Raw genomic sequence first — 22,678 nt, 5'->3', positions numbered from 1 at the left:
CACTAGAATCCGGGGCTTCCCTTCCCTTGTTCGATTGCCGAGATTCCCATGCGTCTACGCCACACCCTGGCCGCCCTTGCCACCCTGATCGGATTCGCCGCCGCCGCGCCGGCCATGGCGCAGGACGCCGAATTGAAAGTCGGCGTGACCGTCGGCCCGCACGCCCAGATCGGCGAAGTGGTGCAGCAGGTCGCGGCCAGGCAGGGCCTGAAGGTCAGGCTGGTCGAGTTCAGCGATTTCATCCAGCCCAACGCCGCGCTCGATGCCAAGGAATTGGACCTGAACATCTACCAGCACAAGCCCTTCCTGGAATCGCAGAACAAGGCGCGCGGCTACAAGCTGGTGCCGGTGGCCACGGCCGTGGTGCAGCAGATGGGCATCTATTCCAAGCGCGTGAAGTCGCTGGACGACCTGCAGCCGGGCGCCAAGGTGGCGATCCCCAACGACCCGACCAACGGCGCCCGCGCGCTGCTGGTGCTGCAGGCCGCCAAGCTCATCAAGCTCAAGGACGGCGTGACCGTGACGGCCTCGCTGTTCGACGTGGTCGACAACCCCAAGAAGCTCAAGTTCGTCGAGATCGAGGCCGCGCAACTGCCGCACTCGCTGGCCGACGTGGACGCCGCCGCGGTGAATTCGGCCTACGCCATCCCGGCCGGCCTGTCGCCCGCCAAGGATGCGCTGGTGCTGGAAAGCAAGGATGCGCCGTTCGCCGCCGTGGTCATCGCCGCGCGCGAGGACAACAAGAACGATCCGCGCATCGCGCGCTTCATCAAGGCCTACCAGTCCGACGAGGTGAAGGCCTTCGTGGCGCAGAAGTTCCCTGGCGCGTATTCCACCTCCTGGTAAGCGATGTCGACGCTGACGATCTATCCGCAGGACGATCCCGCTGCCGGCCGGCGCATCGATGAGGTCGGCGAGATCCGGCGCGAACTGGCCGCCATCGGGGTGACCTTCGAGCGCTGGCAGGCACAGGCGCCGCTGACGCCCGGCGCGCCGCAGGCCGAAGTGCTGGCGGCGTATCGGCCCGAGATCGAACGGCTGGTGGCCGAGCGCGGCTATCGCAGCGTCGACGTGGTCAGCCTGGACCCGGCGCATCCCGAGCGCGAGGCCTTGCGCCGCAAGTTCCTGGCCGAGCACACGCACGCCGATGACGAGGTGCGCTTCTTCGTTGCCGGCAGCGGCCTGTTCACGTTGCATGCCGCCGGCCGCGTCTACGCGGTACTGTGCGAGCAGGACGACCTGATCTCGGTGCCGGCCGGCCTGCCGCACTGGTTCGACATGGGCTCGGCGCCCGCGTTCACCTGTATCCGGCTGTTCAATGATCCGGCGGGCTGGGTCGCGCGGTTCACGGGCGACGAGATCGCCGCGCGTTTTCCGGTGCTGCCCTGACGGCGCGAGGGCGCGGCGTGCAGTGACGACGCGGCCTGATCGTGTCCTCCGCCTCAAGCGGTCCGGATACGCGCCCGGGCCGCGCCGCCGCGTTCTTCCTTGCGGTTCGCTCTAAGCGTATTTGCCCGTCAGGCCCCCATCCACCAGCAGTTCCGTGCCGGTGATGTACGACGCTTCATCCGACGCCAGGAACGCCACCGCGTTCGCCACTTCCCACGGCGTGCCCATGCGGCCCATCGGCACCTGCCGGTCGCGCGCCTTGCGCGCCGCCTCCAGGTCGTCCTTGGCGAACATGCCGGCCACGTTCTTCGCGACGCGCGGCGTATCGATCAGGCCCGGGATCACCGTGTTCACGCGAATGCCGTCGGCCGCATACTGCTGCGCCGCCATGCGGGCGAAGTGGATCACCGCGGCCTTGCTGACGCTGTAGGCCAGGTGGGGGTAACCGGTGTAGCGGATGCCGGCGATCGACGACACGGTGACGATGGCGCCGCCGCCCTGCGCGCGCATCACGGGCGCCAGCAGGCGCGTGGCGATCAGCAGGCTGGTGACGTTGACGCGCTGGATGCGATCCCAATCCGCCAGGTCGATGTCTTCCGGGCCGCCGACCTTGCCGATGCCGGCGTTGGCCTGCAGCACGTCGATGCGGCCGTAGTGGGCCAGCGCCGCGTCCACTGCGGCCCGCATGGCGTCGGCGTCGGCCACGTCGGCCTGCACCGGCAGGGCCTGGCCGCCAGCGCGCTCGACTTCATGGGCCGCGTCCTCGGCCGCCGCCAGGTCGGCGTCCAGCGCGATGATGGCCGCGCCCTGGCGCGCCAGCGTCACGCAACTGGCCTTGCCGATGCTCCAGCCGGCAGCCGAGGAACCGGCGCCGGCCACCAGCGCGATCTTGCCCGCCAGCCGTGCGCCGGGCGCGGGCGGGATCACGACGGTTCTCCGTCGCGCTGGTGCGACTTGCCCTTGCCGACGTAGGGAATGGCGTGGTCGATGGTTTCCCAGATAAATCGGCCGCTCGGGCTCTGCTGCTCCTCGGCCACGTGCGACACCAGGCCGGCGGCGCGCGAGATGACCGCAAAGCCGCGCATCAGCGCGGTGGGCACGCCGATCTCGCTGAGCAGCGCGGCGACCGCGCCAGTGGCGTTGATGGTGATGTGCTTGCCGTAGGTCTCGTCGATCGCCGCCGCCAGCAGCCGCAGCGCCTTGAGCGAATCGCCGGGCAGGTCCGGCTCGGCCTCGGCCAGCGCCAGCAGCTTGATCGAACGCGGGTCGTCGGGCTTGTGCAGGTGGTGGCCGAAGCCCGGCAGCGCCTGGCGGCTGGCGCGGAATTCCTGCGCGATCGCCAGCGCCTCGGCGCGGCCGTCGGCGGCCTGGCGGATGCGGTCCAGCAGGCGCGAGCAGTTCTCCATGGTGCCGACGAACTGGCTGCCGACCGCCATCAGGCCGGACGCCACCGCGCCCTGCAGGTTTTCGGGCGCGCTCATGTAGATCAGGCGGGTGGCGATGGCGCTGGGCGTGAGGCCATGCTCCATCAGGGTCACCAGCACCGCGTCGACGATGCGCATGTCCACCGGCCGCGCCTCGCGGCCCAGGATCTGCATGATCATGACTTCGGTGAAGGTCTTCTTGCCGATCAGGTCTTCCACCAGGTCGACGTCGCGGTACGACATGCCGGTGAGGTGATGGGCGCAGAGGCGGGTTTCGGGCGTGGTCATGGGGATTCCTTGAGGGCCGCGTCGCGCACGGCGTTCTTGAGCACCTTGCCGACGGGCGAGCGCGGCAGGCTGGCGTGGAGGTGGATCTGCTTGGGCGTGGCGACCGGGCCGAGCAGGGCGCGCACGTGGGCCTTGAGCGCATCGGCGTCGGCCGCGACACCGGGATGCAGTTGCACCGCGGCGTGCACGGCCTCGCCCCATTTGTCGTCGGGCAGGCCGAACACCGAGCATTCGTAGACGGCCGGATGCGACGACAGCGCGTTCTCGACATCCACGGGATACACATTGAAGCCGCCGGTGATGATGACGTCGCGCAGGCGGTCCTTCAGGAACAGGTAGCCGCGTTCATCGATCAGGCCGGTGTCGCCCGTGTGCAGCCAGCCGTCGACGATGGTCTCGGCGGTCTTATCGGGCAGGCGCCAGTAGCCCGACATCACCAGGTCGCCGCGCACCACCACTTCGCCGATGGCGCCGCGCGGCAGCAGCGCGCCGGCCGGGTCCATGATGGCGACGTCCGACAGCCAGGTGACGCGGCCGACCGAGGCGCGGTTGTCGGGCGATTCCAGGTCGGCGGGGCGCAGCACCGTGACGATCTGCGGCGCCTCGGTCTGGCCGTAGGTGGTGCCCAGCACCGGGCCGAAGAAGGCGCGGGCGCGTTCGATTTTTTCGGGCGGCATGGGCGCGCCGCCGTAGATCAGGTTGCGCAGCTTGGGGAAATCGGCGCGCGACACGCCCGGCTGCGCCATGATCATGTAGATCAGCGTCGGCGGCATGAAGCTGAGGGTGCCGCCGCGCTCGCGGAAGGCGGCGGTGATGGCTGCCGGCGTGGCGCTGTCCAGCAGCACGTGCGCGCCGCCGCGCGCCAGCACCGGCAAGAGGTAGGTGCCGGTGCCATGCGTCACCGGGGCGGCGACCACGTAGCGGTCCTCGTGCGTCAGGCCCCAGCTATGGATCTGGTTGATGATGGCGGCGTTCCAGGCGTGATAGGGCTGCATCACGCCCTTGGGCAGGCCGGTGGTGCCGCCGGTGAACTTGATTGCCTGGGTGGCGTCGCGCGGCAACGCGTGGCGCAGCGGTTCGCGCCCGGCGCCGCGTTGCAGCAGGGTCTCGAAGGCAACGCCCGCGGCGTCCGCCGACAGGCTGACGCGGTGCGGCGCGCCCGCCGCCACCAGCGCGTCGCCGGCACCGTCGACCATGACGATGGACGGCTCGGTGGCATCCAGGATGCGCCCGATCTCGCGCGCGGTGCTGCGGATGTTCAGCGGCACCCAGATCTTGCCGCTGGCCAGCACCGCCAGCAGCGCCAGGATATGACGGCTGGTGTTGCCCGCGCACAGGGCGACGCGGGTCTGTGGCGCCGGGTCCAGGTCCTGCAACGCGGCGGCCAGCGCGCGCACGTCCGTGGCCAGCCGCGCATACGTCACCTGGCCCTCGGGCGCGTCCAGCGCCACGCGGTCCGGATACTGCTCGGCGGCGCGAAAAAAGAAATCTATCGGGTACACCCTGGTGCTCCTCAGTTGGCTTTGATGTCGGCGCGCTTGACCACTTCGCCCCATTTGTCGATTTCGCTGGCGATCTTCTTGCCGAAGGTCTCGGGCGTGTTGGGTTGCTGCGGCGCGTAGAAGCCCGATTGTTTGTAGGACGCCACCAGCGCGGGATTGGCCAGCGCCTTGTTCAAGGCCTGGTTCAGGCGCTCGATGACGGGTTGCGGCGTGCCGGCCGGCGCCATCAGGCCGAACCAGGATTCGACGTCGAAGCCGGGCAGGCCGGACTCGGCCAGCGTTGGCACCTCGGGCACGGCCGGAAGCCGCTGCGGCGAGGTGACGCCGATGGCGCGCAGCTTGCCAGCCTGCACATGGGGCAATGACGAGGGCAGGTTGTCGAACATGGAATCGACCTGGCCGCCCAGCAGGTCGGCCACCGCCGGACCACTGCCGCGATAGGGCACGTGCAGGATGTCGGTGCCGGTCTGCATCTTGAACAGTTCGCAGGACAGGTGGATGGACGAGCCGCTGCCCGACGAGGCGCAGGTCAGCTTGCCGGGGTGGGCCTTGGCGTAGGCCAGGTATTCCGGCACTGTCTTGACCGGCAGCTTGGGGTTGACCACCAGGATGTTGGGGATGGTCGCCAGCAGGCCGATCGGCTCGAAGTCCTTGACGAAGTCGTAGTTGAGCTTGCTGTACAGCGTGCGGTTGATGGTGTTGGCGATCGACCCTACGTAGAGCGTATAGCCGTCGGGCGCGGCGCGCGCGACGATTTCGGCGCCGATGTTGCTGTTGGCGCCGGTCTTGTTCTCCACCACGATGGTCTGGCCGAGTTCCTCGTTCAGGGCCTTGGCGACCAGGCGCGCCACGATGTCGGTGGCGCCGCCCGCGGCGTAACCGACCACCAGGGTCACCGGGCGTTCGGGATAGGGTTTGGCAGCCTGGCTTGGCGCGCTGAATGCAATGGCGCCCGCCAGGGCCGCGACGCTGGCGGCCAGCCGCCTGCTGAATGTCTGCATGGTTGTCTCCGTCCTGTTTGTCTAATATCTGGACAGATCTTTGCCTGCCCGACTTCATATTGGGCTTTGATAGGCGCCTCATCAACGCAAGGTGTCCAGAAAATGAACAAACCGGAAAGCGACGACGGCGGCCCTCGGGTGTTGCGGCGCGGGCTGCGGGTGTTGGGCGTGCTGCGCCAGGCGGGCGCGGCCGGCATGCACGTGACCGACATCGCGCGCGCCGCCGGCATGCAACGCTCGACCGTCTACCGGTACCTGGATGTGCTGGCGCAGGAGGGCTACGCGCTGCGCGAGCCGGACGCGCCGCACTGGCGCATGGCGGAGCTGGGCGTGATGATGGCCGGCGATCCGCACGCCGAAGCGGTGCGCGGCCTGCGGCCGGTGCTGCGGCAGATCAGCGACGTCAGCGGCGATTCGGCATTCCTGATCTGCCGCGCCGGCGGCGATTCGCTATGCCTGCATCGCGAGGTCGGCAACTACCCGGTGCAGGTGCTGGCGGTGACCATCGGCCATCGCCAGCCGCTGGGGGTGGGCGCGGCCGGCCTGGCGCTGCTGGGCGCTTTGCCGCCGGCCGAGGCCGACGAGGTGATCGCACAGAACGAGCAGGCCTTGCGCGCCTATGGCGGCATGACGGTGGCGCAGATGCGGCGGCTGGCCGAGAACACACGCGACCGGGGCTGGGCGGTGGTGGGCAATGCGGCGGTGCCGGGCGTGCTGGGCGTCGGGGTGGCGTTGTGCGACGCGGGCGGCTATCCGCGGCTGGCGGTCAGCGTCTCGAGCTTGATCGACCGCATGCAGGCGCCGCGCCAGCGCGCCATTGCCGAGTTGATCCGCACGCAGTTGGGGCAGGACGAGGTCAGGCGCCAGCGCTGGAGCTTGCCCGGCTTGGTCGACGAGGCGGATTGAACGATAAGGGTTCGGTCCGGCCTCGATGGCATCGAGGCCGGCTGCGCGCGTCAGGCCTGCGCCGGCGCGGGCGCGCGGTAGGTCTTCTGGTAGTGCACCGTGAAGGTCTTGAACGCTTCCAGCGCCTTGTGCGGGTCGTGGCCCGGCTTGACCAGGAAGCTGTCGAAGCCGACGCGCGCCTGGTAGTGGATGGTGTCGATCATCACGTCGCCGACCGCGCGCAGCTCGCCCGTCCAGTGATAGCGGGTGCGCAGCAGTTGCGCCAGCGAATAGCCGCGGCCATCGGTGTAGACGGGGAAGTCCACCGCGATGAAGGCAATGCCGGCCGGATCGAGCGTGCCATCGGCTTCCAGCAGGTCGCGCAGGTCGGCGTCCGGTTCCAGCAGGACCGCGACCGGATGGCGATGGCGCCGCAGCGTGGCGTGCGAGGCCTTCCAGGTGGCCAGCGGCACGATCCAGCCGGGTTCGTCGGTCGGCACCTGGCCGTCGGCCGCGACCTCGGGGTCGGGCACGAAGGGGCGGGCGCTGTCGGCTTCCAGCCGGCCGTTGCGGATCAGGTGCGGGCCGGGCGCGTCGTGGGCGTAGGGCTCAGACATGGGCGGCCTCCTGGGCGGGCTTGGCAAAGGCGGGGTCGGAATACACGTCTTGCTTGAAGGGATCGATGCCGACGCGGTCCACCACGTCGATGAAGCGTTCTTCCTCGCTGTCGCGCAAGCCCAGGTAGGTGCGGATCAGGCGGTCGACCACGCCCGGCACCTGATCGCGGGCGAACGAGGGGCCGATGATGCGGCCGATGGCGGCGCCGCCGCCCTTTGTGGATTCGATGTCGGGCAGGGGCTTGGCGGCGCCGTTCTGGCGGCCGCCGATGGTGACCTGGTACCACTCTTCGCCGGCCTTATCGACCCCCAGGATGCCGATGTGGCCGACGTGGTGGTGGCCGCAGGAGTTGATGCAGCCGGAGATGTTCAGGTCCAGCTCGCCGATCTCGAACAGGTAGTCGAGGTTGTCGAACTGGCGCTGGATGGCCTCGGCCACGGGGATCGACACGGCATTGGCGAGCGCGCAGAAATCCCCGCCCGGACAGGCGATGATGTTGGTCAGCAGGCCGACGTTGGGCGTGGCCAGGTTCAGCGCTTCGAGCTTGCCCCACAGCTCGTGCAGGCGGGCGCGGCGCACGTCGGCCAGGATCAGGTTCTGCTCGTGCGACACGCGCAGTTCGCCGAAGCCGTATTCATCGGCCAGCGCGGCCACCGCGTCCATCTGGTCGGCGGTGATGTCGCCCGGCGGCACGCCGGTGGCCTTGAGCGAGACGGTGACGGCGGCGTAGCCCGGCGTCTTGTGCGCATGCACGTTGGTGCGGAGCCAGCGGGCGAAGCGCTTGTCGGCGGCGGCCAGCGCCGCCGTGTTGTCGGTATCGTGGGCCGCGGCCGGATCGTATTGCGGCCAGATGAAGCGCGCGGCGATGGTGTCGACGAATTCCTGCGTGATGGTGTCGGGGCCGCCCTTGATCAGCTGCCACTGTTCGTCCACCTGCTGCGCATAGACTTCCGGCGTCAGGTCCTTCACCAGGATCTTGATGCGCGCCTTGTACTTGTTGTCGCGGCGGCCATGCAGGTTGTAGACCCGCAGCGCGGCCTGCAGATAGGTCAGCAGGTCCTGCCATTCGACGAAGGGGTTGATCAGCTTGCCGACGATGGGCGTGCGGCCCATGCCGCCGCCGACCCAGACGCGGAAACCCAGCTTGCCGTCGCGCTCGACCGCCTGCAGGCCGATGTCGTGCACGCCGACCGCCGCGCGGTCCTGCACGGCGCCGCTGACCGCGATCTTGAACTTGCGCGGCAGGAAGGCGAATTCGGGGTGCAGCGTGGACCACTGGCGGATGATCTCGCACCACACCAGCGGGTCGATCAGCTCGTCCGGCGCGACGCCGGCGAAGTGGTCGGTGGTGGTGTTGCGGATACAGTTGCCGCTGGTCTGGATGGCATGCATCTGCACCGTGGCCAGTTCGGCCAGGATGTCCGGCACGTCTTCCAGCTTGGGCCAGTTGAACTGGATGTTCTGGCGCGTGCTGAAGTGGCCGTAGCCGCGGTCCCACTTGCGCGCGATGTGCGCCAGGGTGCGCAGCTGGCGCGAGGCCAGGATGCCATAGGGAATGGCCACCCGCAGCATCGGCGCGTGGCGCTGGATATACAGGCCGTTCTGCAGGCGCAGGACGCGGAATTCATCTTCGGTGAGCTGGCCATCGAGGAAGCGGCGCGTCTGGTCGGCGAACTGCGCCACGCGCTGCTCGACGAGCTGCTGGTCGACGGGGTCATACACGTACATGTCTACTGCCCTTGAAGTCTTCTCGGTCTGGTCCCCGCAAGCGTGGCCCGCCGTGGGCGGGGACTGGGGGATTCATAACCGTAACAGGCAGCTGCTTCGACCGTCTAAGTCATTCTGGTAATAAGCGTATGCCTGCGTGGCGGCGTTCAGCCGCCGGACCCGGCGACGGCCCGGGGACGCGGCCGGGCGCCCCGGAAGGCGGCCAGGCTGGCCAGCGCCAGCAGGCCGACGGCCGCCGTGCCGTACAGCATGACATCGCCAAACCCGTGCGTCAGCGCGATCCGGGCCACGTCCGCCGGGATGGCGGGCGCGGCGCCATCGCCCAGGTTGCCCGCCGACAGGGCCTCGGCCATGGCGCGCAGCGTGGCATCGGCGGGCGCCTGGGGCCAATGGCGGCGCAGCGACGCCAGGACGCTTTCGACCAGCAGGAATCCCATCAGCGCGATATTGATGGACAGGCTGATCATGCGCACGCTGATGTCGATGCCCGAGGCCATGCCGGCGCGGTCGCCGGGCACCGCGCCCGTGGTGGTGTTGGTCACGGGCGTGTTGATCAGGCCCAGGCCGGTGCCGGCCAGCAGGCAGCCAGGCAGCATCGTCAGCCAACTGGCCTGCGCGACGCCGCTGCCCCATTTCATCAGCGCGAAGCCCAGGCAGATGGCGAACAGGCCGGCCGGGATCACCGTGTCGGGGCGGTAGCGCAGCGCCAGTTTCTCGCCCAGCGGCGGCGCCACCAGGGTCGGCAGGGTGTAGGCCAGCAGCGACAGGCCGGTGCCCAGGCCGCCGTAGCCCAGGCCGTTCTGGAAATACAGCGGCAGGTAGATCATGAAGGGCCAGAAGCTGAAGTTCATCGCGGCTGACGCCAGCAGCGCGCCCGAGAAGCGACGGATGCGGAACACCGCGAAGTCGAACATCGGGTCGGCGCAGCGGCGTTCGGCGATCACGAAGACGATCAGCGCCACGATGGCCGCGCCCAGGCTGGCGAGGGTCGCTAAGCTGGCGAAGCCCGCCGATGGCCCCTGGGTGATGAACCAGGCCAGTCCGAACACCGCCACTGACAGCGAGACGATGCCGGCCACGTCCAGCTTGCGCTGGCGCGGATCGCGCGATTCGTCCACGCCCTTCCACGCCAGGCCCAGGGCGATCAACGCCAGCGGGCCGTGCGCCAGGAACACCCATTGCCAGCTCGCTACCGCCACGATGGCCGAGCCGATGACGGGGCCGAATCCCAGGCCGACGCCGAAGGCGATGCCCCAGGCGCCAAAGGCCCGGCCGCGCGCGGCGCCGTCCTGGAAGCGGTGCGACAGCACCGCCACCTGGCAGATCAGCATGGCGCCGCCGGACAGGCCCTGCAACGCGCGGCCGGCGATCAGCACGCCGGTGTCCTGCGCCCAGCCGCAGACCAGGGAGGTCAGGCCGAACACCGCCAGGCTGGCCAGCAGCAGGCGCTTGCGGCCGTAGCGGTCGGCCAGCGTGCCCGCGGCCATCAACACCGTGGTGCAGGCGATGGTGTAGGCGTTCATGATCCATTGCAGTTCCTGGAAGCCGCTGTGCAGGGCCTGTTCCAGCGTGGGCAGGATCACCGGCACGCTGGAGATCTCCAGGCCGAACATCAGGGCGGCCAGGCAGACGGCGGCCAGCGTAAAGCTATTTTTCTGCGCTATCGAAAGCGGCATCGGGGTTCTCACGAGAGGTCGGCGGCGGGAATCCGCCGCGGGACCTCATTCTGGGAGCCTGTTAAAAATGATGGAAATGATTTAATTTCGTCGAATTAATTAATTTTCATCATAAGTTGACGCCATGGACTTCGATACCGCGTTGCTGCGCACCTACGTCGCGGTCAAGGAGGCCGGCGGATTCACCCGCGCCGCCGAACGGCTGCACCTGAGCCAGTCGGCCGTCAGCCACCAGATCCGGCGCCTGGAGGAGCAGGCCGGCACCGCGCTGCTGATCCGCACCACCCGCAGCCTGGCGCTGACCGAGGACGGCGAGGACTTCCTGCGCTACGCCGAACAGGTGCTGCGCGCCCAGGACGCGCTGGCGCGGCGCTTCCAGCGGTCATCGGTGGCGGGGGCGGTGCGCCTGGGCGTGCCCGAAAACTTCATGGGCGAACGCCTGCCGTTGCTGCTGGCGCGGTTCGCGCGCGCCTTTCCGGCGGTGCGCCTGGACGTGGTGGTCGGCAGCTACCTGGATCTGCGCACCCAGGTCGAGGCGGATGCGCTGGACCTGGCCGTGGTGATGGCGTTGCCCAGCGAACCCGAGCGCGGCGCGATGCTGCGGCGCACGCGCTTCGTGTGGGCCGCCGCGCACGCATTTGATTTTCCCGATGACGAGCCGATCCCGCTGGCCTTCGCGCCATCCCCCTGTGTGCACCGGCTGGTGGGCGTGGACGCGCTACAGGCGGCCGGCCTGGAATGGCGGGTGGCATTCACCTCGCCCAGCCAGGAGGGCCTGCGCGCGGCGGTGCTGGCGGGTCTGGCGGTGACGGCGCTGCCGCAGGAGGACGTGCGGCCAGGCATGGACGTGATCGACGGCCGCTACGGCCTGCCGCCGTTGACGCATGCGGACTTCAGGTTGATTTCCCGCCAGACGGAACAGCAGGCGCCGGCGGTGCGGGCGTTCGGGCAGTTGCTGACGGAAATGTCGGCGCTGGCGCTGCCCTAGCGTGCTGTCTCGCGGCTACGCGGGCACGCTGTCCGCCCATTGACGCCATGGCGTCATTGCAGATCGCGTGGCGATCTACAGCGCGGCGTTGACCGCCCAGCGTGCCACCAGCACCAGGATCACGACCAGGCAGGCGGCCATCAGCAGGCCGGTGAGAATCAGCGGCGCGGGTTTGTTGTGGGCGATGTCGGCGTCGTAACCGCGGCCGCGGCGTACGCCGAAAAAGCCCCACAGGACGGATTTGACCGTGCGCAGGAAGCTGAGCATGGCGGGTCTCCAGACAGGGGATGGACCCACTGTAGCCGCCCCGGCGCGGGCGCGGCAGGTGCAGATTGGCCCCAGGCGACCGTATCAGATGGCGTCGGCGGGCGTGCCGATGCCGCGCACGATGTGGTCCAGCAGTTCGCGCGCGGCCGGCGAGATGTGGCGCCCGGCGCGGCTGAGCACGTGCAGGCTGCCCTGGTTGAGGATGGGGTTGGCCAGCGGCAGGCTGGCCAGGCGCATCGCGGCCATGTCGGCGGTGACGGCGATCGGCGGCGTCAGGGCATAACCGATGCCGGTGGCGGCGAACTGCCACAGCGCCTTGAACGACGAGGTGGTCAGCACGTTGCGCAGCCGCACCTGTTCGCTGATCTCGGCGGCCTGGATGTGCTGGCGCACGCCGAAGCCTTCCTGCATCGCGGCGCCGGGGTAGTCGACCAGGTCGGTCAGCAGCAGCGGACGCTGCAGGCGCGTCAGCGGATGCTCCTGGCGCACGATGGCGCGGATCGGCTCGGGGCGCGAATAGTGCGTGCGCAGCCGCGCATCGTTGGGCGGCTGGAACACCAGGCCGATGTAGGCCTGGTCGTCGACGATGCGCTGCACGATTTCCGAGGTGCGGGCCACGTCGATGTCCAGCGTGACTTCCGGGTGACTGCGCCAGTAGCCGGGCAGGACGCGGTCGAACATCAGCTCGACGAAGCCTTCGCCCAGCACCAGGTCGATGTGGCCGCGCTCCGCCTTGCGCAGGCTGTCGATTTCCGAGAAGAAGCTCTCCTGGATGTTCTGCTGGCGCTTCACGTAGCGCGCCAGGATGTGGCCGGCGTCGGTCGGCACCACGCCGCGGCCGCGCCGTTCGAACAGCGCCATGCCGCAGTCGCGCTCCAGCGCGGCGATGGCGCGGCTGACGGCGGATGGGTCCATGTTCAGGACTTCGGCGGCGCCGCGCACCGAGCCGCGGCTCATGACCTGCATGAAGTAATGGGTGCGGCGGGCGTCGAGTTTTTCGTCCATGGGGAAGCTCCGTGGCGCAAAGGCATCGGTTCGGTCCGCAACATATTGAGGGTTTTCCCTTATATATTGCTGGTTCTTGCAAAAAATTCCCTGTCCAGGGGCGTCCGTTGCATTTTACGCAACACATTAGCCCTGGCGCTGTCATGGTTGGCGCGCCGGCCCCCGGGCGAAAATCGCGGCTGCCGCCTGCTCGCGCCGCGAGCCATCCCCCGTACCGGTCGCCGCGCCCGGGGAGTGCGCCACGCACGCGCCGATCAGGACGCTCCAATACCTACTCACGTACTCAGGGGAATCCGATGTCTCATGCCAGCGCCAGCCTGGCCATGCCCGCCATGTCGCTTTCGAGCCGCATCCGCATGCTTGTCGCCATCTTGCTGGTGGTGCTCGTGTCCGAAGCGATCGGCAGCGTCACCTTCGCGGTGGGCCCGGGCAAGATCGTTCTGCAGCCCATGCTCTGGGCCATCTTCATCGGCGCGGTCGTGGCCGCCTTCGGCCAGCGCCTGCCGGCCAACGCGGGTATCGACACCGCCATGCAGACCCGCATCAGCGGCTACCTGCAATACGCGCTGCTGCCGTTCCTGGCCAAGCTGGGCCTGATGGTGGGCGGCTCGCTGCCGCAGGTGCGCGAAGCCGGCTGGGCCCTGGTGTTCCAGGAGTTCGGCCATTTCTTCGGCACCATGGCCATCGGCCTGCCGCTGGCGCTGCTGCTGGGCATCAAGCGCGAAGCGATCGGCGCGACGTTCTCGGTGGGCCGCGAGCCCAGCCTGGCGATCATCGGCGAGCGCTATGGCATGAATTCGCCCGAAGGCCGCGGCGTGATGGCCGAGTACATCACCGGCACCGTGATCGGCGCGCTGTTCGTGGCGTTGATGGCCGGCTTCATCACCAGCCTGAACATCTTCGATCCGCGTTCGCTCGCCATGGGCGCCGGCGTGGGCTCGGGCAGCATGATGGCCGCGGGCGTGGGCGCCATCGCTTCGCAGCAGACGCCGGAAGTGGCGCACCAGGTTGCCGCGCTGGCCGCCGCCGCCAACCTGCTGACCACGGTGGTGGGCGTGTACTTCACGCTGTTCATCTCGCTGCCGACGACCGTATTCCTGTACGGCAAGCTGGAGCCGGTGCTGGGCCGTTTCTCGCGCGGCAAGGCCGACACGGCCGCCGATGCCGCGGCCGCCACCGAGGCGCCGTCGCACGCCGTGAAGATGGGCTTCGGCGACCGCCTGACGGCCTACGCCGTGTGCGGCCTGTTCGCCCTGGTCGGCAATCAGTTCGGCTACAAGGTGCCGATCCTGGACGCGCTGCCCGGCATGCTGATCATCATCCTGCTGGTCGTGATCGCCGACCTGCTGCTGCGCGTGGTGCCCAAGCTGCCCGCCGTGGCGGTGCTGTCGCTGATCGCCATGACCGTGGGTTGCCCCGGCGCGGTGCCGTACTCGGACCAGATCATCGCCGCGGTCAACAAGGTCAACTTCCTGCCGTTCACCACGGTGATCCTGGCGATGGCCGGCCTGTCGATCCTGAAGGACCTGCCGGCCTTCCGCAAGCTGGGCTGGAAGATCGTGGTGGTGTCGCTGGCGGCCAACGCCGGCACCTTCCTGGGCGCGACGATGATCGCCGAGTTCTTCCACTGATCGGACGTCGCCGTCCGGCAAGTGACAAGCCGCCCGTGTGGGCGGCTTTTTTCTTGCCTGGATCGGCGCAGCGGCGCACGTGAGCGTTATCCGAGGCGTTTCTACCCGAGCCTTCGTGTCGCGCGCGGGGGGGCCAGGCGCGGATTGCGCCTGCGCGGTTCAATCAAGTGCGCGCGTTGGGCCGGTAGCGGGCTTGGTCGGTCACGTTCTCGGTGGGGCCGATGTTCTCGACCTTGGGGATGCCCAGGCCCGCGGCCTTCAGGGCCACGGCGGTCTGCAGTTCCTGCACTTGCGGATTGCCCATGGCCACGCGGTAGGGTTGCAGCGGCGTCAGGCCCTCGATGGTGCCGAGGTCGTTGGCGCTGTCGGCGCGCAGCGCCACCGGATCGGGGCGCGCCGAGAATTCGTCGATGGCGCGGCGCAGGCGGGCGTCCGCGTACAGGTCGCGCAACTGGTCGACGTTGATGGCGGCAGGCGCGGCGGCCGCGAGGGCGACCGCTTTGGACGGGGCGTTGGCGACGACGCGGCTGGTATCGGCGTCGTCGGCCTGCGGCGGGGCAGCGCGGGCGATGCGCTGGGCCTGCCAGGCGGCCTGCGCCTGCGCGCTGCGTTGCGCCTGGCGCGTGGCGGCGTTGCGGGCGGCCCATTCGGCTTCCCAGACGGGGCGTGTATCGTCCAGCAACGGGATGCGCGCGGCATACGGCGGGGCGACGCGGGCGATGGGGGAGACGGCGGTCACGTTCATGCGTGGGCTCCCTGGTCTGTGGGTTCTACCCGTTGGTCCGGCGGGGACCTCGGAAGTTCAATATAGACGGCCGTCGGCGCAGCGGTATGTCGATCTGTAAGAAAAAAAAGCCCCTGGCAAGCGTCAGGGGCGAGCGGCGGGCCCAAGGGGGCGCGCCGTACCGGGCGGCCGTTGCGCCTGGAGCCCGGCGGGTTCTCCAGGCCTGGCGGCCGTCCAAACCGGAGCGGATCAGGCGTGTGGCAGCGTGGCCTGCATCGAGGGGCGCTGGTTGAACGCCTTGAACCAGGCGGCGACGGCGGGATGACCGGCGCGCCAGTCGAAATCGGGATAGCGGAAGTCCAGATAGCCCAGGGCGCAGCCGACGGTGATGGTGCCGATGTCCAGGCGGCCTTCCAGGCGGGCGGCGGTCTTCTCGAGCAGCGCCAGGCCATCGCGCACCTTGCCCATCTGGCCTTCGTACCAGCCGTCCCAGCGCAGCGGCTCGGGACGCAGCACGGTTTCGTAGCGCGCCAGCAGCGCGGCGCCCAGCATGCCGTCGCCCAGCGACTGCTCGGCCAGCGCGGCCCAGCGGGCGGCGCCGGTGGGGAACAGCGCGCCCTTGCCCAGGTCGTTCAGGTATTCGCAGATGACGCGGCTGTCGAACAGGCGCTGGCCGTCGTCGGTGATCAGCGTCGGTACCTGGCCCAGCGGATTGTCCGGGATGATGTTCTGGTCGCGGGCCACGGGGCCGGCGGCGCTGGGCAGTTTCTCGATGCGGTCGGCCAGGCCCAGTTCGTGGGCGATGACCATGCATTTGCGCACGAAGGGCGAGGCGGGCGAGAAGTAGATCTTCATGAGGGTCCTTGTCAGGGGTGGTGCGTCAGTGTTGGGCACGGGCCAGGTGTTGTCCAGTGACCCAGCCGAAAGTCAGGGCGGGTCCGAGCGTGATGCCGGGGGCGGGGTAGGCGCCGCCCATGACGGAATGCATGTCGTTGCCGGCCACGTAAAGGCCGGGAATCGGCTGGCCGGCGGCGCCCAGCGCCTGCGCGTTGCCATTGGCGGCGATGCCGCAGGCGGTGCCGATGTCGCCGGCATAGACCTTGACCGCGTAGTACGGACCGGCGCCGAGCGGGGCCAGGCAGGGGTTGGGCTGGTGCTCGGGATCGCCCAGGTAGCGGTTGTAGGCGGTGCTCCCCTTGCCGAAGTCGGGGTCCAGGCCTTGCGCCGCGTATTCGTTGTAGCGCGCGACAGTCGCGTGCAGCGCATCGGGCGGCACGCCCAGTTTCTGCGCCAGCGCCTCCAGCGTTGCGCCTTGCAGCAGGTAGCCGGCATCGATGAGATGCTGGCGCGGCCGTCCGCCGGGCAGAGCCAGGCCCAATCCCCAGGTATCGATGAAGCGCTGGTCGCACAGCAGGAAGGCCGGCATGGTCGGCACCTGCTCGTGGCTGCGGTACATGGCCTGCACGAAGGCGTGGTACGAAGTCGATTCGTTGACGAAGCGGCGGCCGGCGCCGTTGACGGCGATCAGCCCCGGCTTGGCGCGGTCCCACACCAGGTGCGGATAGTGCAGCCGCTTGCCGCCGGGTTGTTCCAGGATCGACACCGGCGCCCAGAAGGCGGGGCTGGAATGCCCCTGGCCCAGCGCCGCGCCGGCCTCCTCGGCCAGGCGGATGCCGTCGCCGGTATTGTCGCGCGGCGACATCGACCAGTCGTCGGTGGGGTGGGGATAGGTCTGGCGGCGGCGCGTCGAATCCCACGGAAAACCGCCCGTGGCCATGACCACGCCACGGCGGGCGCGGATGTTGATGCGCCGGCCTTGATGCTCCACGGTGGCGCCCAGTACCGCGCCATCGGCATCGCGCAGCAGCGCCAGCGCCGGCGTGTTCAGCCAGTACGGCACCTTGCGCGCCAGCATGGCGTGGAACAGTTGCGCGGCCAGCGCGTTGCCCAGCAGCAGGCGGGTGCCGCGATGGTAGCCGCGCAGGCGGTCCGCGCCATAGCGCAGCACCAGCTTCATGGCGTGGCGCCATGACGCGAACGCGCTGGTGGCGCGCAGCAGGTGGCGCACGTCGGTGATGTTGACCATCATGCCGCCCAGCACCGTGAATTCCTTGAGCGGATCGCGCAGCGTCTTGAAATGGCGGCCCAGCTTGCGGCCGTCGAACTCCACCGGATCGAGCGAGCGGCCGCCCATGGCGGCGCCGGGCAGATCGGGGTAGTAGTCGGGCGAGGCGGTGCGCGCGGCCACTTGCAGGAAGCCGCGCGCGACCAGGTCATCCATCATGCGCGGGCCGGCGTCCAGATAGGCGCGCTTCATCTCGTCGGAGGCCGCGGCGCCGACGGTTTCCTGCAGATAGGTCCAGACCTTGTCGAAGCTGTCCGGATGGCCGGCGGCCTCGGTCTGCGCGTTCAGCGGTATCCACAGCGCGCCGCCGGAAATGGCGGTCGAGCCGCCGATGCGGTCGGTCTTCTCGATGAGCAATACCTCCAGGCCCGCGACGCTGGCGGTCAGCGCGGCGCTCATGCCGCCCGCGCCCGAGCCGACCACGAGCGCGTCGACTTCCTTGTCCCACTTGATGCTGTCCATGCTGCCTATGCTCCCGACCCGCCCAGCGACTTGCCGCCGTCCACGAAAATCACCTGGCCGGTGATGAAGTCCATTTGCGGCGAGGCCAGGAACGACACCGCGTTGGCCACGTCTCGCGGCTGGCCGGCGCGGCCCGTGGGCTGTAGCGCCAACTGGGCCGCCAGGCGCTCGGCGCTCAGGTTGCGCAAGAGCGGCGTGTCGATCAGCCCGGGGGCGATGGCGTTGACCAGGATGCCGCGTGCCGCCAGCTCCATGGCCGAGGCGCGGGTGTAGCCGACCAGCGCGGCCTTCGAGGCCACGTAGTGCGGATGGTTGCGTGCGCCCAGGTAGGCGCGCGAGGCGATGTTGACGATCTTGCCGCCGGCGGCCATGTCGCGCGCGGCTTCCTGCGTCAGCGTGGCCACCGCCAGCAGGTTGACGTCGAACATGCGGCGGTAGTCGTCGCTGGAGACGTCGAAGAACTTGCGTTCGTCGAACAGGCCGGCGTTGTTGACCAGCGCCGCCAGCGGCGCCAGTTCGCGCACCAGGGCGCGGGTGGCGTGTTCGTCGGCCAGGTCGACCACGCGGTAGTCCACGTCCAGGCCCCGCGCGCGCAACGCCTGGGTTTCCTGGTCGGCCAGGGCCGCGTTGCGGTCGGCCATGACGACCCGAAAGCCGTCGCGCGCCAGCCGCTCGACGATCGCCAGGCCCATGCCGCTGGCGCCGCCGGTGACCAGCGCGGTGCCGAGGGAGTTGAGGGGTTCCATATCGATTCCTATACGGCCAGGTAGCCGCCGTCCACCGGCAGCACCACGCCATTGACGTAGCTGGCCATGGCCGAGGCCAGGAACAGCACGGGGCCGACGATCTCGTCGGCGCGTCCGGCCCGCGCCATCGGCGCGCGCCGCATGTACCAGTCGGTGCCGTGGGCCTGGGCGCGCTGGCCGGCGGTCATCTCGGTTTCCATCAGGCCGGGGGCCACGGCGTTGACTCGCACGCCGTGCGGCGCCAGGTCGCGCGCCAGCACTTCGGTGAAGGAGCGGACGCCGCCCTTGGAGACCACGTAGCCGGCGGTCGAGATGCCGCAGCCGTAGGCCACGATCGAGCACAGGTTGACGATGGCGCCGCGGCGGGCCTTGAGCTGTTCGACGAAGGCATGGGTGACGTTGAAGGTGCCCTGCAGGTTCACGTTCATCACGCGTTCCCAGATCTGCGGCGTCTGCGGATCGTCGAACGGCGCCCGCGCCGAGATGCCGGCGTTGTTGACGAGCACGTCGATGGGGCCGTGGCGCGCTTCGCATTCGGCGGCGAAGGCGCGCACCGCGGCGGCGTCGGTCACGTCCAGCGCGGCATCGATGGCGCGGCCGCCCGCGGCCGCGAGGGCCTGGGCGCTGGCGCGCGCCAGGGCGGGGTCGAGGTCGGCCACGATCACGCTGGCGCCTTCGCGGGCGAAGCCCTGCGCGATGGTGGCGCCCAGGCCGCGTCCGGCGCCGGTGACGAGGACTCGCTTGTCTTGCATCATCAGGGTCATGGTTTGTTGGCTCCTAGCCGCCCAGGTAGGCGCGCTGCACGCCTTCGTCGCTGGCCAGCGCGGCCGATGCGCCTTCCAGCGCGATCTCGCCGTTTTCCAGGATGTAGGCATAGCTGGACACCGACAACGCCAGCTTCACGTTCTGTTCCACCAGCAGGATGGTGATGCCCTGCTCGCGGTTCAGGCGCAGCACGATGTCGAAGATCTGTTCCACCACCAGCGGCGACAGGCCCATGGACGGTTCGTCCAGCAGGATCATGCGCGGCCGGGCCATCATGGCGCGGCCGGTGGCCAGCATCTGCTGTTCGCCGCCAGACAGCGTGGCGGCCTTCTGCTCGAAGCGCTCGCGCAGCCGCGGGAAGGTGTCGCAGACCATTTCCAGGTCGGCCTTGACCGCCTGGCGGTCCTGGCGCAGGTAGGCGCCCATTTCCAGGTTCTCGCGCACGCTCATCTCGCGGAAGATCTCGCGGCCCTCCGGCACCTGCACGATGCCGCGGCCGACGATGGCGTCGGCCGGCTGGCGGTGGATGGCCTCGCCGGCAAAGCGCACGCTGCCCGCGGTGGGCGTCACCAGCCGCGAGATCACGTTGAGCGTGGTGGACTTGCCGGCGCCGTTGGCGCCCAGCAGCGCGACGATGGCGCCTTGCGGCACCTTCAGCGACACGTCCTGCAGGGCGCGGATATTGCCGTAGGCGGCGCTGACGGATTCGACTTCAAGCAGGTTCTCAGCCACCGGCGGCTCCCTTGCCCAGATAGGCTTCGATGACGCGGGGGTTGCTGCGCACCTCCGCGGGCGTGCCTTCGGCGATCTTCTCGCCGAATGACATGACGGTGATGCGATCCGAGATCGACATCACCAGCTGCATCACGTGCTCGACCAGCAGCACCGTGATGCCGTCGCGTTCGCACAGCTCGGTGAGGATGCGGTCGAGCGTCTCGATTTCGCGGTTGCGCAGGCCGGCGGCGGGCTCGTCCAGCAACAGCAGCTTGGGCGAGATGGCCAGCGCGCGCGCCAGTTCCAGCATCTTCTGGCGGCCGAAGTCCAGGCTGCACGCGGGCGTGTCGAGGAAGTCGGCCAGACCGACGCGTTCCAGCAGGTGCTCGACGCGTTCGCGCGCCTCGGCATTGGCCGGACGCAGCAGGCGCGAGGCCGTGTTGGCGCCGTGCGCATAGGTGCCCAGCAGCGCGTTCTCGCGCACCGTCAGGGCGCTGAACAGTTCCAGGTTCTGGAAGGTGCGGGCCACGCCCAGCGCGGCCATTTCGTGCGGCTTCTTCTTCGTGACGTCGACGCCGTCGAACACAATGCGCCCCTGCGTCGGCCGGTAGTAGCGCGAGACGCAGTTGAAGGTGGTGGACTTGCCGGCGCCGTTGGGGCCGATCAGCGCGTGGATGCGGCCGCGCTCGACCTGCATCGACAGGCCGTTGATGGCGGTCAGGCCGCCGAACTTCACCGTCAGGCCCTGGACGTCGAGGTAGGGGTGGGCGCTCATGCCGCGCTCCTTTGCGTGGGTTTGGCGGTGGCGCCCTGGGCGCCCCGGCGCGCGGCCAGCGGGGCGGCCGGCGGCGGCGCGCGGCGGCGCGCCTCGCGGCTGGCGAACAGGCCCTTGGGCGCGAACATCATGAAGCCCATCAGGATCACGCCGTAGATGATTTCCTGGAACGACAGCGCCTGGCGCAGCAGCTCCGAGATCAGGCCGAAGCCGATGGCGCCGGCGATGGCGCCGCGCACCGAGCCGATGCCGCCCACCACCACCATGGTGAGGATCAGGATGGTGGTCTGGAAGCCCAGGCTTTCCGGATGGATGAACGAGGCGAAGGTGGTGTACATGCCGCCGGCGATGCCGGCGTAGGCGGCCGACAGCGTGAAGGCGGTGCGCTTGATGGCGTTGACGTTCACCCCCATGGCCTGCGCCGCCACGTCGCTTTCGCGCACGGCGCGGAAGGCCGAGCCTAGCTGCGAGCGCGACAGCGCCACGGTGATCCACAGCAGCAGCGCGGCGATCGCGACCACGAACGGATAGGCCTTGATGTCGGTCACCAGTTCATAGCCGAACAGCGTGGCCGGCGAAATGCGGAAGCCGTTCGAGCCATTGGTCACCGACTGCCAGTTCAGGAACACCCACTGCATCGCTTCGCCGAAGGCGAAGGTCGACAGCGCCAGGTAGATGTCGCGCATGCGCAGCGCCAGGGCGCCGATGACGTAGCCCAGCAGCGCGGCCAGCAGCCCGCCCGCCAGGATCGAGACGAAGAAGGGCGGATGCCAGAGGTTGTTGATCAGCCCCGCCGTATAGATGCCGACGCCATAGAACGCGGCATGCGACAGGGCGAACTGTCCGGTCTCGCCGATGACGATGTGCAGGCCCAGGGCCAGCACCACGAACACCATCAGCAGGTTGACGACGTAGATCACATAGCCGCTGGCCATGAACGGCAGGGCCGCCAGCGCCACGGCCATCAGCGCCAGCAGGGTGCGGTCGGTATTGGATTTCATACTTTCTTCACCTGCAGTTTGCCGCCCAGCAGGCCTTGCGGACGCAGCAGCAGCACCACCATGATGGCGACGAAGGGCGCCACCACGATGGCGTTGGTCGAAATGAACAGGCCCACCAGGTTCTCGGCCACGCCGATCACGAAACCGCCGACCACCGCGCCGGGCAGGCTGGTGATGCCGCCGACGATGGCGGCCGCGTAGGCCAGGATGGCGATGTGGCCGATGTCCGGCGTGATCAGGATCTTGGGCGTGATGAGCAGCGCGGCCACGGCCGAGATCAGCCCGGACAGCGCCCACACCATCATGCGGATGCGCGTCAGGTTCACGCCCACCAGGCGCGCGGCCTTGGGATTCATGCCGACGGCGCGCATGGCCTTGCCGACACGCGTATAGGTGAACATCCCGTACAGCAGCAGCATCACGCCCACGGCCACGGCGAAGATCACCAGGTCCAGTTGCGTCAGCACGGCGTCGCCGATGAGGATGGCGTCGGTCGGAGCCAGCGGCGGCAGCGAGCGCGGCGTGTCGCCCAGCCCGCTCTGGCGCACCAGCCCTTTAAGGGCGTAGGCCAGGCCCAGCGTGGCGATCACCATCTGCACGCCAACGCCCCTGGAGGCGATGACGCGCTCCATGACGACGCGCTGGAACAGGCCGGAGACCACGGCCACCACGGCCAGCGTCACCGGAATGACCGCCAGGTAGGGCCAGCCCATCACCAGGGTCAGGAACAGGGCGATGTAGCCCCCGACCATGAAGATCTCGCCCTGGGCGAAGTTGGGCACGTCGGTGGTCTTGAAAATGATGACAACGGCGACCGCCAGCAGCGCGTACACGCTGCCCGTCACCAGTCCCGACAGCACCCCCTGCTGCAGGAACAACCAGATATCGGCAAAGCTCATGATGGTCTCCGGCGGTCCGCGCGGCGCTGCGCCGCGGCGCGGACTGGGTGCGCTGTCCCGCAGAT

General features: G+C 69.1%; 23 protein-coding genes. 5 read left to right on the top strand and 18 right to left on the bottom strand.

Going from position 1 to position 22,678, the window contains the following annotated elements:
• The first annotated feature begins 48 nt into the window (after positions 1–48).
• Entirely contained in the window at positions 49–846 is a 798-nt protein-coding gene (locus ACUDCK_RS26665; protein WP_064527335.1) for a MetQ/NlpA family ABC transporter substrate-binding protein, read from the top strand.
• Between the two features lie 3 nt (positions 847–849).
• Positions 850–1,389, top strand: coding sequence for a 1,2-dihydroxy-3-keto-5-methylthiopentene dioxygenase (locus ACUDCK_RS26660; RefSeq protein ID WP_054500471.1), 540 nt, complete (start codon positions 850–852; stop codon positions 1,387–1,389).
• Positions 1,390–1,500: 111 nt separating this feature from the next.
• On the opposite strand, the gene ACUDCK_RS26655 is transcribed toward ACUDCK_RS26660, so the two are convergent.
• Genes ACUDCK_RS26655 through ACUDCK_RS26640 form a run of 4 tightly spaced genes read right to left on the bottom strand, consistent with a single transcriptional unit; the run spans position 1,501 to position 5,604 of the window.
• Positions 1,501–2,316, bottom strand: coding sequence for an SDR family NAD(P)-dependent oxidoreductase (locus ACUDCK_RS26655; RefSeq protein WP_064527334.1), 816 nt, complete (start codon positions 2,314–2,316; stop codon positions 1,501–1,503).
• Positions 2,313–3,101, bottom strand: coding sequence for a citryl-CoA lyase (locus ACUDCK_RS26650; RefSeq protein WP_063588746.1), 789 nt, complete (start codon positions 3,099–3,101; stop codon positions 2,313–2,315). Before ACUDCK_RS26650 ends, ACUDCK_RS26655 begins: the two co-directional genes overlap by 4 nt.
• Positions 3,098–4,603 carry a class I adenylate-forming enzyme family protein gene (locus ACUDCK_RS26645; RefSeq protein WP_175166987.1) on the bottom strand — a complete coding sequence of 502 codons (1,506 nt, stop codon included), beginning with the start codon at positions 4,601–4,603 and terminating at the stop codon, positions 3,098–3,100. Before ACUDCK_RS26645 ends, ACUDCK_RS26650 begins: the two co-directional genes overlap by 4 nt.
• A gap of 11 nt (positions 4,604–4,614) precedes the next feature.
• Positions 4,615–5,604, bottom strand: a complete 990-nt coding sequence (locus ACUDCK_RS26640) for a Bug family tripartite tricarboxylate transporter substrate binding protein (protein WP_144655667.1) — start codon at positions 5,602–5,604, stop codon at positions 4,615–4,617.
• A 102-nt stretch (positions 5,605–5,706) separates the two neighbouring features.
• Between ACUDCK_RS26640 and ACUDCK_RS26635 the strand changes: the two genes are divergently transcribed.
• Entirely contained in the window at positions 5,707–6,510 is an 804-nt protein-coding gene (locus ACUDCK_RS26635; protein WP_054500475.1) for an IclR family transcriptional regulator, read from the top strand.
• 50 nt (positions 6,511–6,560) lie between these two features.
• On the opposite strand, the gene ACUDCK_RS26630 is transcribed toward ACUDCK_RS26635, so the two are convergent.
• From ACUDCK_RS26630 to ACUDCK_RS26620, 3 genes are all read right to left on the bottom strand, one after another.
• On the bottom strand, positions 6,561–7,106 hold the full coding sequence (locus ACUDCK_RS26630) for a DUF934 domain-containing protein (RefSeq protein WP_054500476.1): 546 nt from the start codon (positions 7,104–7,106) through the stop codon (positions 6,561–6,563).
• A complete protein-coding gene (locus ACUDCK_RS26625) occupies positions 7,099–8,835 on the bottom strand; it encodes a nitrite/sulfite reductase (RefSeq protein ID WP_063581628.1) in 1,737 nt (578 codons plus the stop codon). The genes ACUDCK_RS26630 and ACUDCK_RS26625 overlap by 8 nt, the downstream gene beginning before the upstream one ends.
• A gap of 146 nt (positions 8,836–8,981) precedes the next feature.
• Entirely contained in the window at positions 8,982–10,511 is a 1,530-nt protein-coding gene (locus ACUDCK_RS26620) for an MFS transporter (protein ID WP_175166988.1), read from the bottom strand.
• Between the two features lie 124 nt (positions 10,512–10,635).
• On the opposite strand from ACUDCK_RS26620, the gene ACUDCK_RS26615 reads away from it, so the two are divergent.
• Positions 10,636–11,499, top strand: a complete 864-nt coding sequence (locus tag ACUDCK_RS26615) for a LysR substrate-binding domain-containing protein (RefSeq protein ID WP_175166989.1) — start codon at positions 10,636–10,638, stop codon at positions 11,497–11,499.
• Between the two features lie 75 nt (positions 11,500–11,574).
• On the opposite strand, the gene ACUDCK_RS26610 is transcribed toward ACUDCK_RS26615, so the two are convergent.
• Positions 11,575–11,766 carry a DUF2970 domain-containing protein gene (locus tag ACUDCK_RS26610; protein ID WP_006390012.1) on the bottom strand — a complete coding sequence of 64 codons (192 nt, stop codon included), beginning with the start codon at positions 11,764–11,766 and terminating at the stop codon, positions 11,575–11,577.
• A gap of 84 nt (positions 11,767–11,850) precedes the next feature.
• Positions 11,851–12,771, bottom strand: coding sequence for a LysR family transcriptional regulator (locus ACUDCK_RS26605; protein ID WP_054500479.1), 921 nt, complete (start codon positions 12,769–12,771; stop codon positions 11,851–11,853).
• Between the two features lie 296 nt (positions 12,772–13,067).
• Between ACUDCK_RS26605 and ACUDCK_RS26600 the strand changes: the two genes are divergently transcribed.
• Positions 13,068–14,402: a DUF3100 domain-containing protein gene (locus tag ACUDCK_RS26600; protein ID WP_054500480.1), complete on the top strand. Its 1,335-nt coding sequence runs from the start codon at positions 13,068–13,070 to the stop codon at positions 14,400–14,402.
• 163 nt (positions 14,403–14,565) lie between these two features.
• On the opposite strand, the gene ACUDCK_RS26595 is transcribed toward ACUDCK_RS26600, so the two are convergent.
• From ACUDCK_RS26595 to ACUDCK_RS26555, 9 genes are all read right to left on the bottom strand, one after another.
• Positions 14,566–15,147, bottom strand: a complete 582-nt coding sequence (locus tag ACUDCK_RS26595) for a hypothetical protein (protein ID WP_054500481.1) — start codon at positions 15,145–15,147, stop codon at positions 14,566–14,568.
• A 228-nt stretch (positions 15,148–15,375) separates the two neighbouring features.
• The gene (locus tag ACUDCK_RS26590) at positions 15,376–15,981 is read right to left on the bottom strand and encodes a glutathione S-transferase (RefSeq protein WP_049076635.1); all 606 of its coding nucleotides are present in this window, start codon (positions 15,979–15,981) and stop codon (positions 15,376–15,378) included.
• 25 nt (positions 15,982–16,006) lie between these two features.
• Entirely contained in the window at positions 16,007–17,713 is a 1,707-nt protein-coding gene (locus ACUDCK_RS26585; RefSeq protein ID WP_445659275.1) for an FAD-dependent oxidoreductase, read from the bottom strand.
• Positions 17,714–17,718: 5 nt separating this feature from the next.
• Complete coding sequence (locus ACUDCK_RS26580; RefSeq protein ID WP_144655661.1) at positions 17,719–18,459, bottom strand: SDR family NAD(P)-dependent oxidoreductase; 741 nt, start codon at positions 18,457–18,459, stop codon at positions 17,719–17,721.
• 8 nt (positions 18,460–18,467) lie between these two features.
• Positions 18,468–19,223 (bottom strand): SDR family NAD(P)-dependent oxidoreductase, encoded by a 756-nt coding sequence (locus ACUDCK_RS26575; RefSeq protein WP_175166991.1) that lies wholly within the window; start codon positions 19,221–19,223, stop codon positions 18,468–18,470.
• A gap of 13 nt (positions 19,224–19,236) precedes the next feature.
• Positions 19,237–19,956: an ABC transporter ATP-binding protein gene (locus ACUDCK_RS26570; RefSeq protein ID WP_169536250.1), complete on the bottom strand. Its 720-nt coding sequence runs from the start codon at positions 19,954–19,956 to the stop codon at positions 19,237–19,239.
• Positions 19,949–20,713, bottom strand: a complete 765-nt coding sequence (locus tag ACUDCK_RS26565) for an ABC transporter ATP-binding protein (RefSeq protein WP_175166992.1) — start codon at positions 20,711–20,713, stop codon at positions 19,949–19,951. The genes ACUDCK_RS26570 and ACUDCK_RS26565 overlap by 8 nt, the downstream gene beginning before the upstream one ends.
• Complete coding sequence (locus ACUDCK_RS26560; RefSeq protein WP_175166993.1) at positions 20,710–21,714, bottom strand: branched-chain amino acid ABC transporter permease; 1,005 nt, start codon at positions 21,712–21,714, stop codon at positions 20,710–20,712. The genes ACUDCK_RS26565 and ACUDCK_RS26560 overlap by 4 nt, the downstream gene beginning before the upstream one ends.
• The gene (locus tag ACUDCK_RS26555; protein WP_054417916.1) at positions 21,711–22,613 is read right to left on the bottom strand and encodes a branched-chain amino acid ABC transporter permease; all 903 of its coding nucleotides are present in this window, start codon (positions 22,611–22,613) and stop codon (positions 21,711–21,713) included. The genes ACUDCK_RS26560 and ACUDCK_RS26555 overlap by 4 nt, the downstream gene beginning before the upstream one ends.
• Between the last annotated feature and the right edge of the window lie 65 nt (positions 22,614–22,678).

The organism is Achromobacter sp. CF-sbj1-Ac2-l (assembly GCF_052698165.1).
Note: the sequence above shows the minus strand (reverse complement) of the source record. Positions and strands in the feature narration are given on the sequence as shown.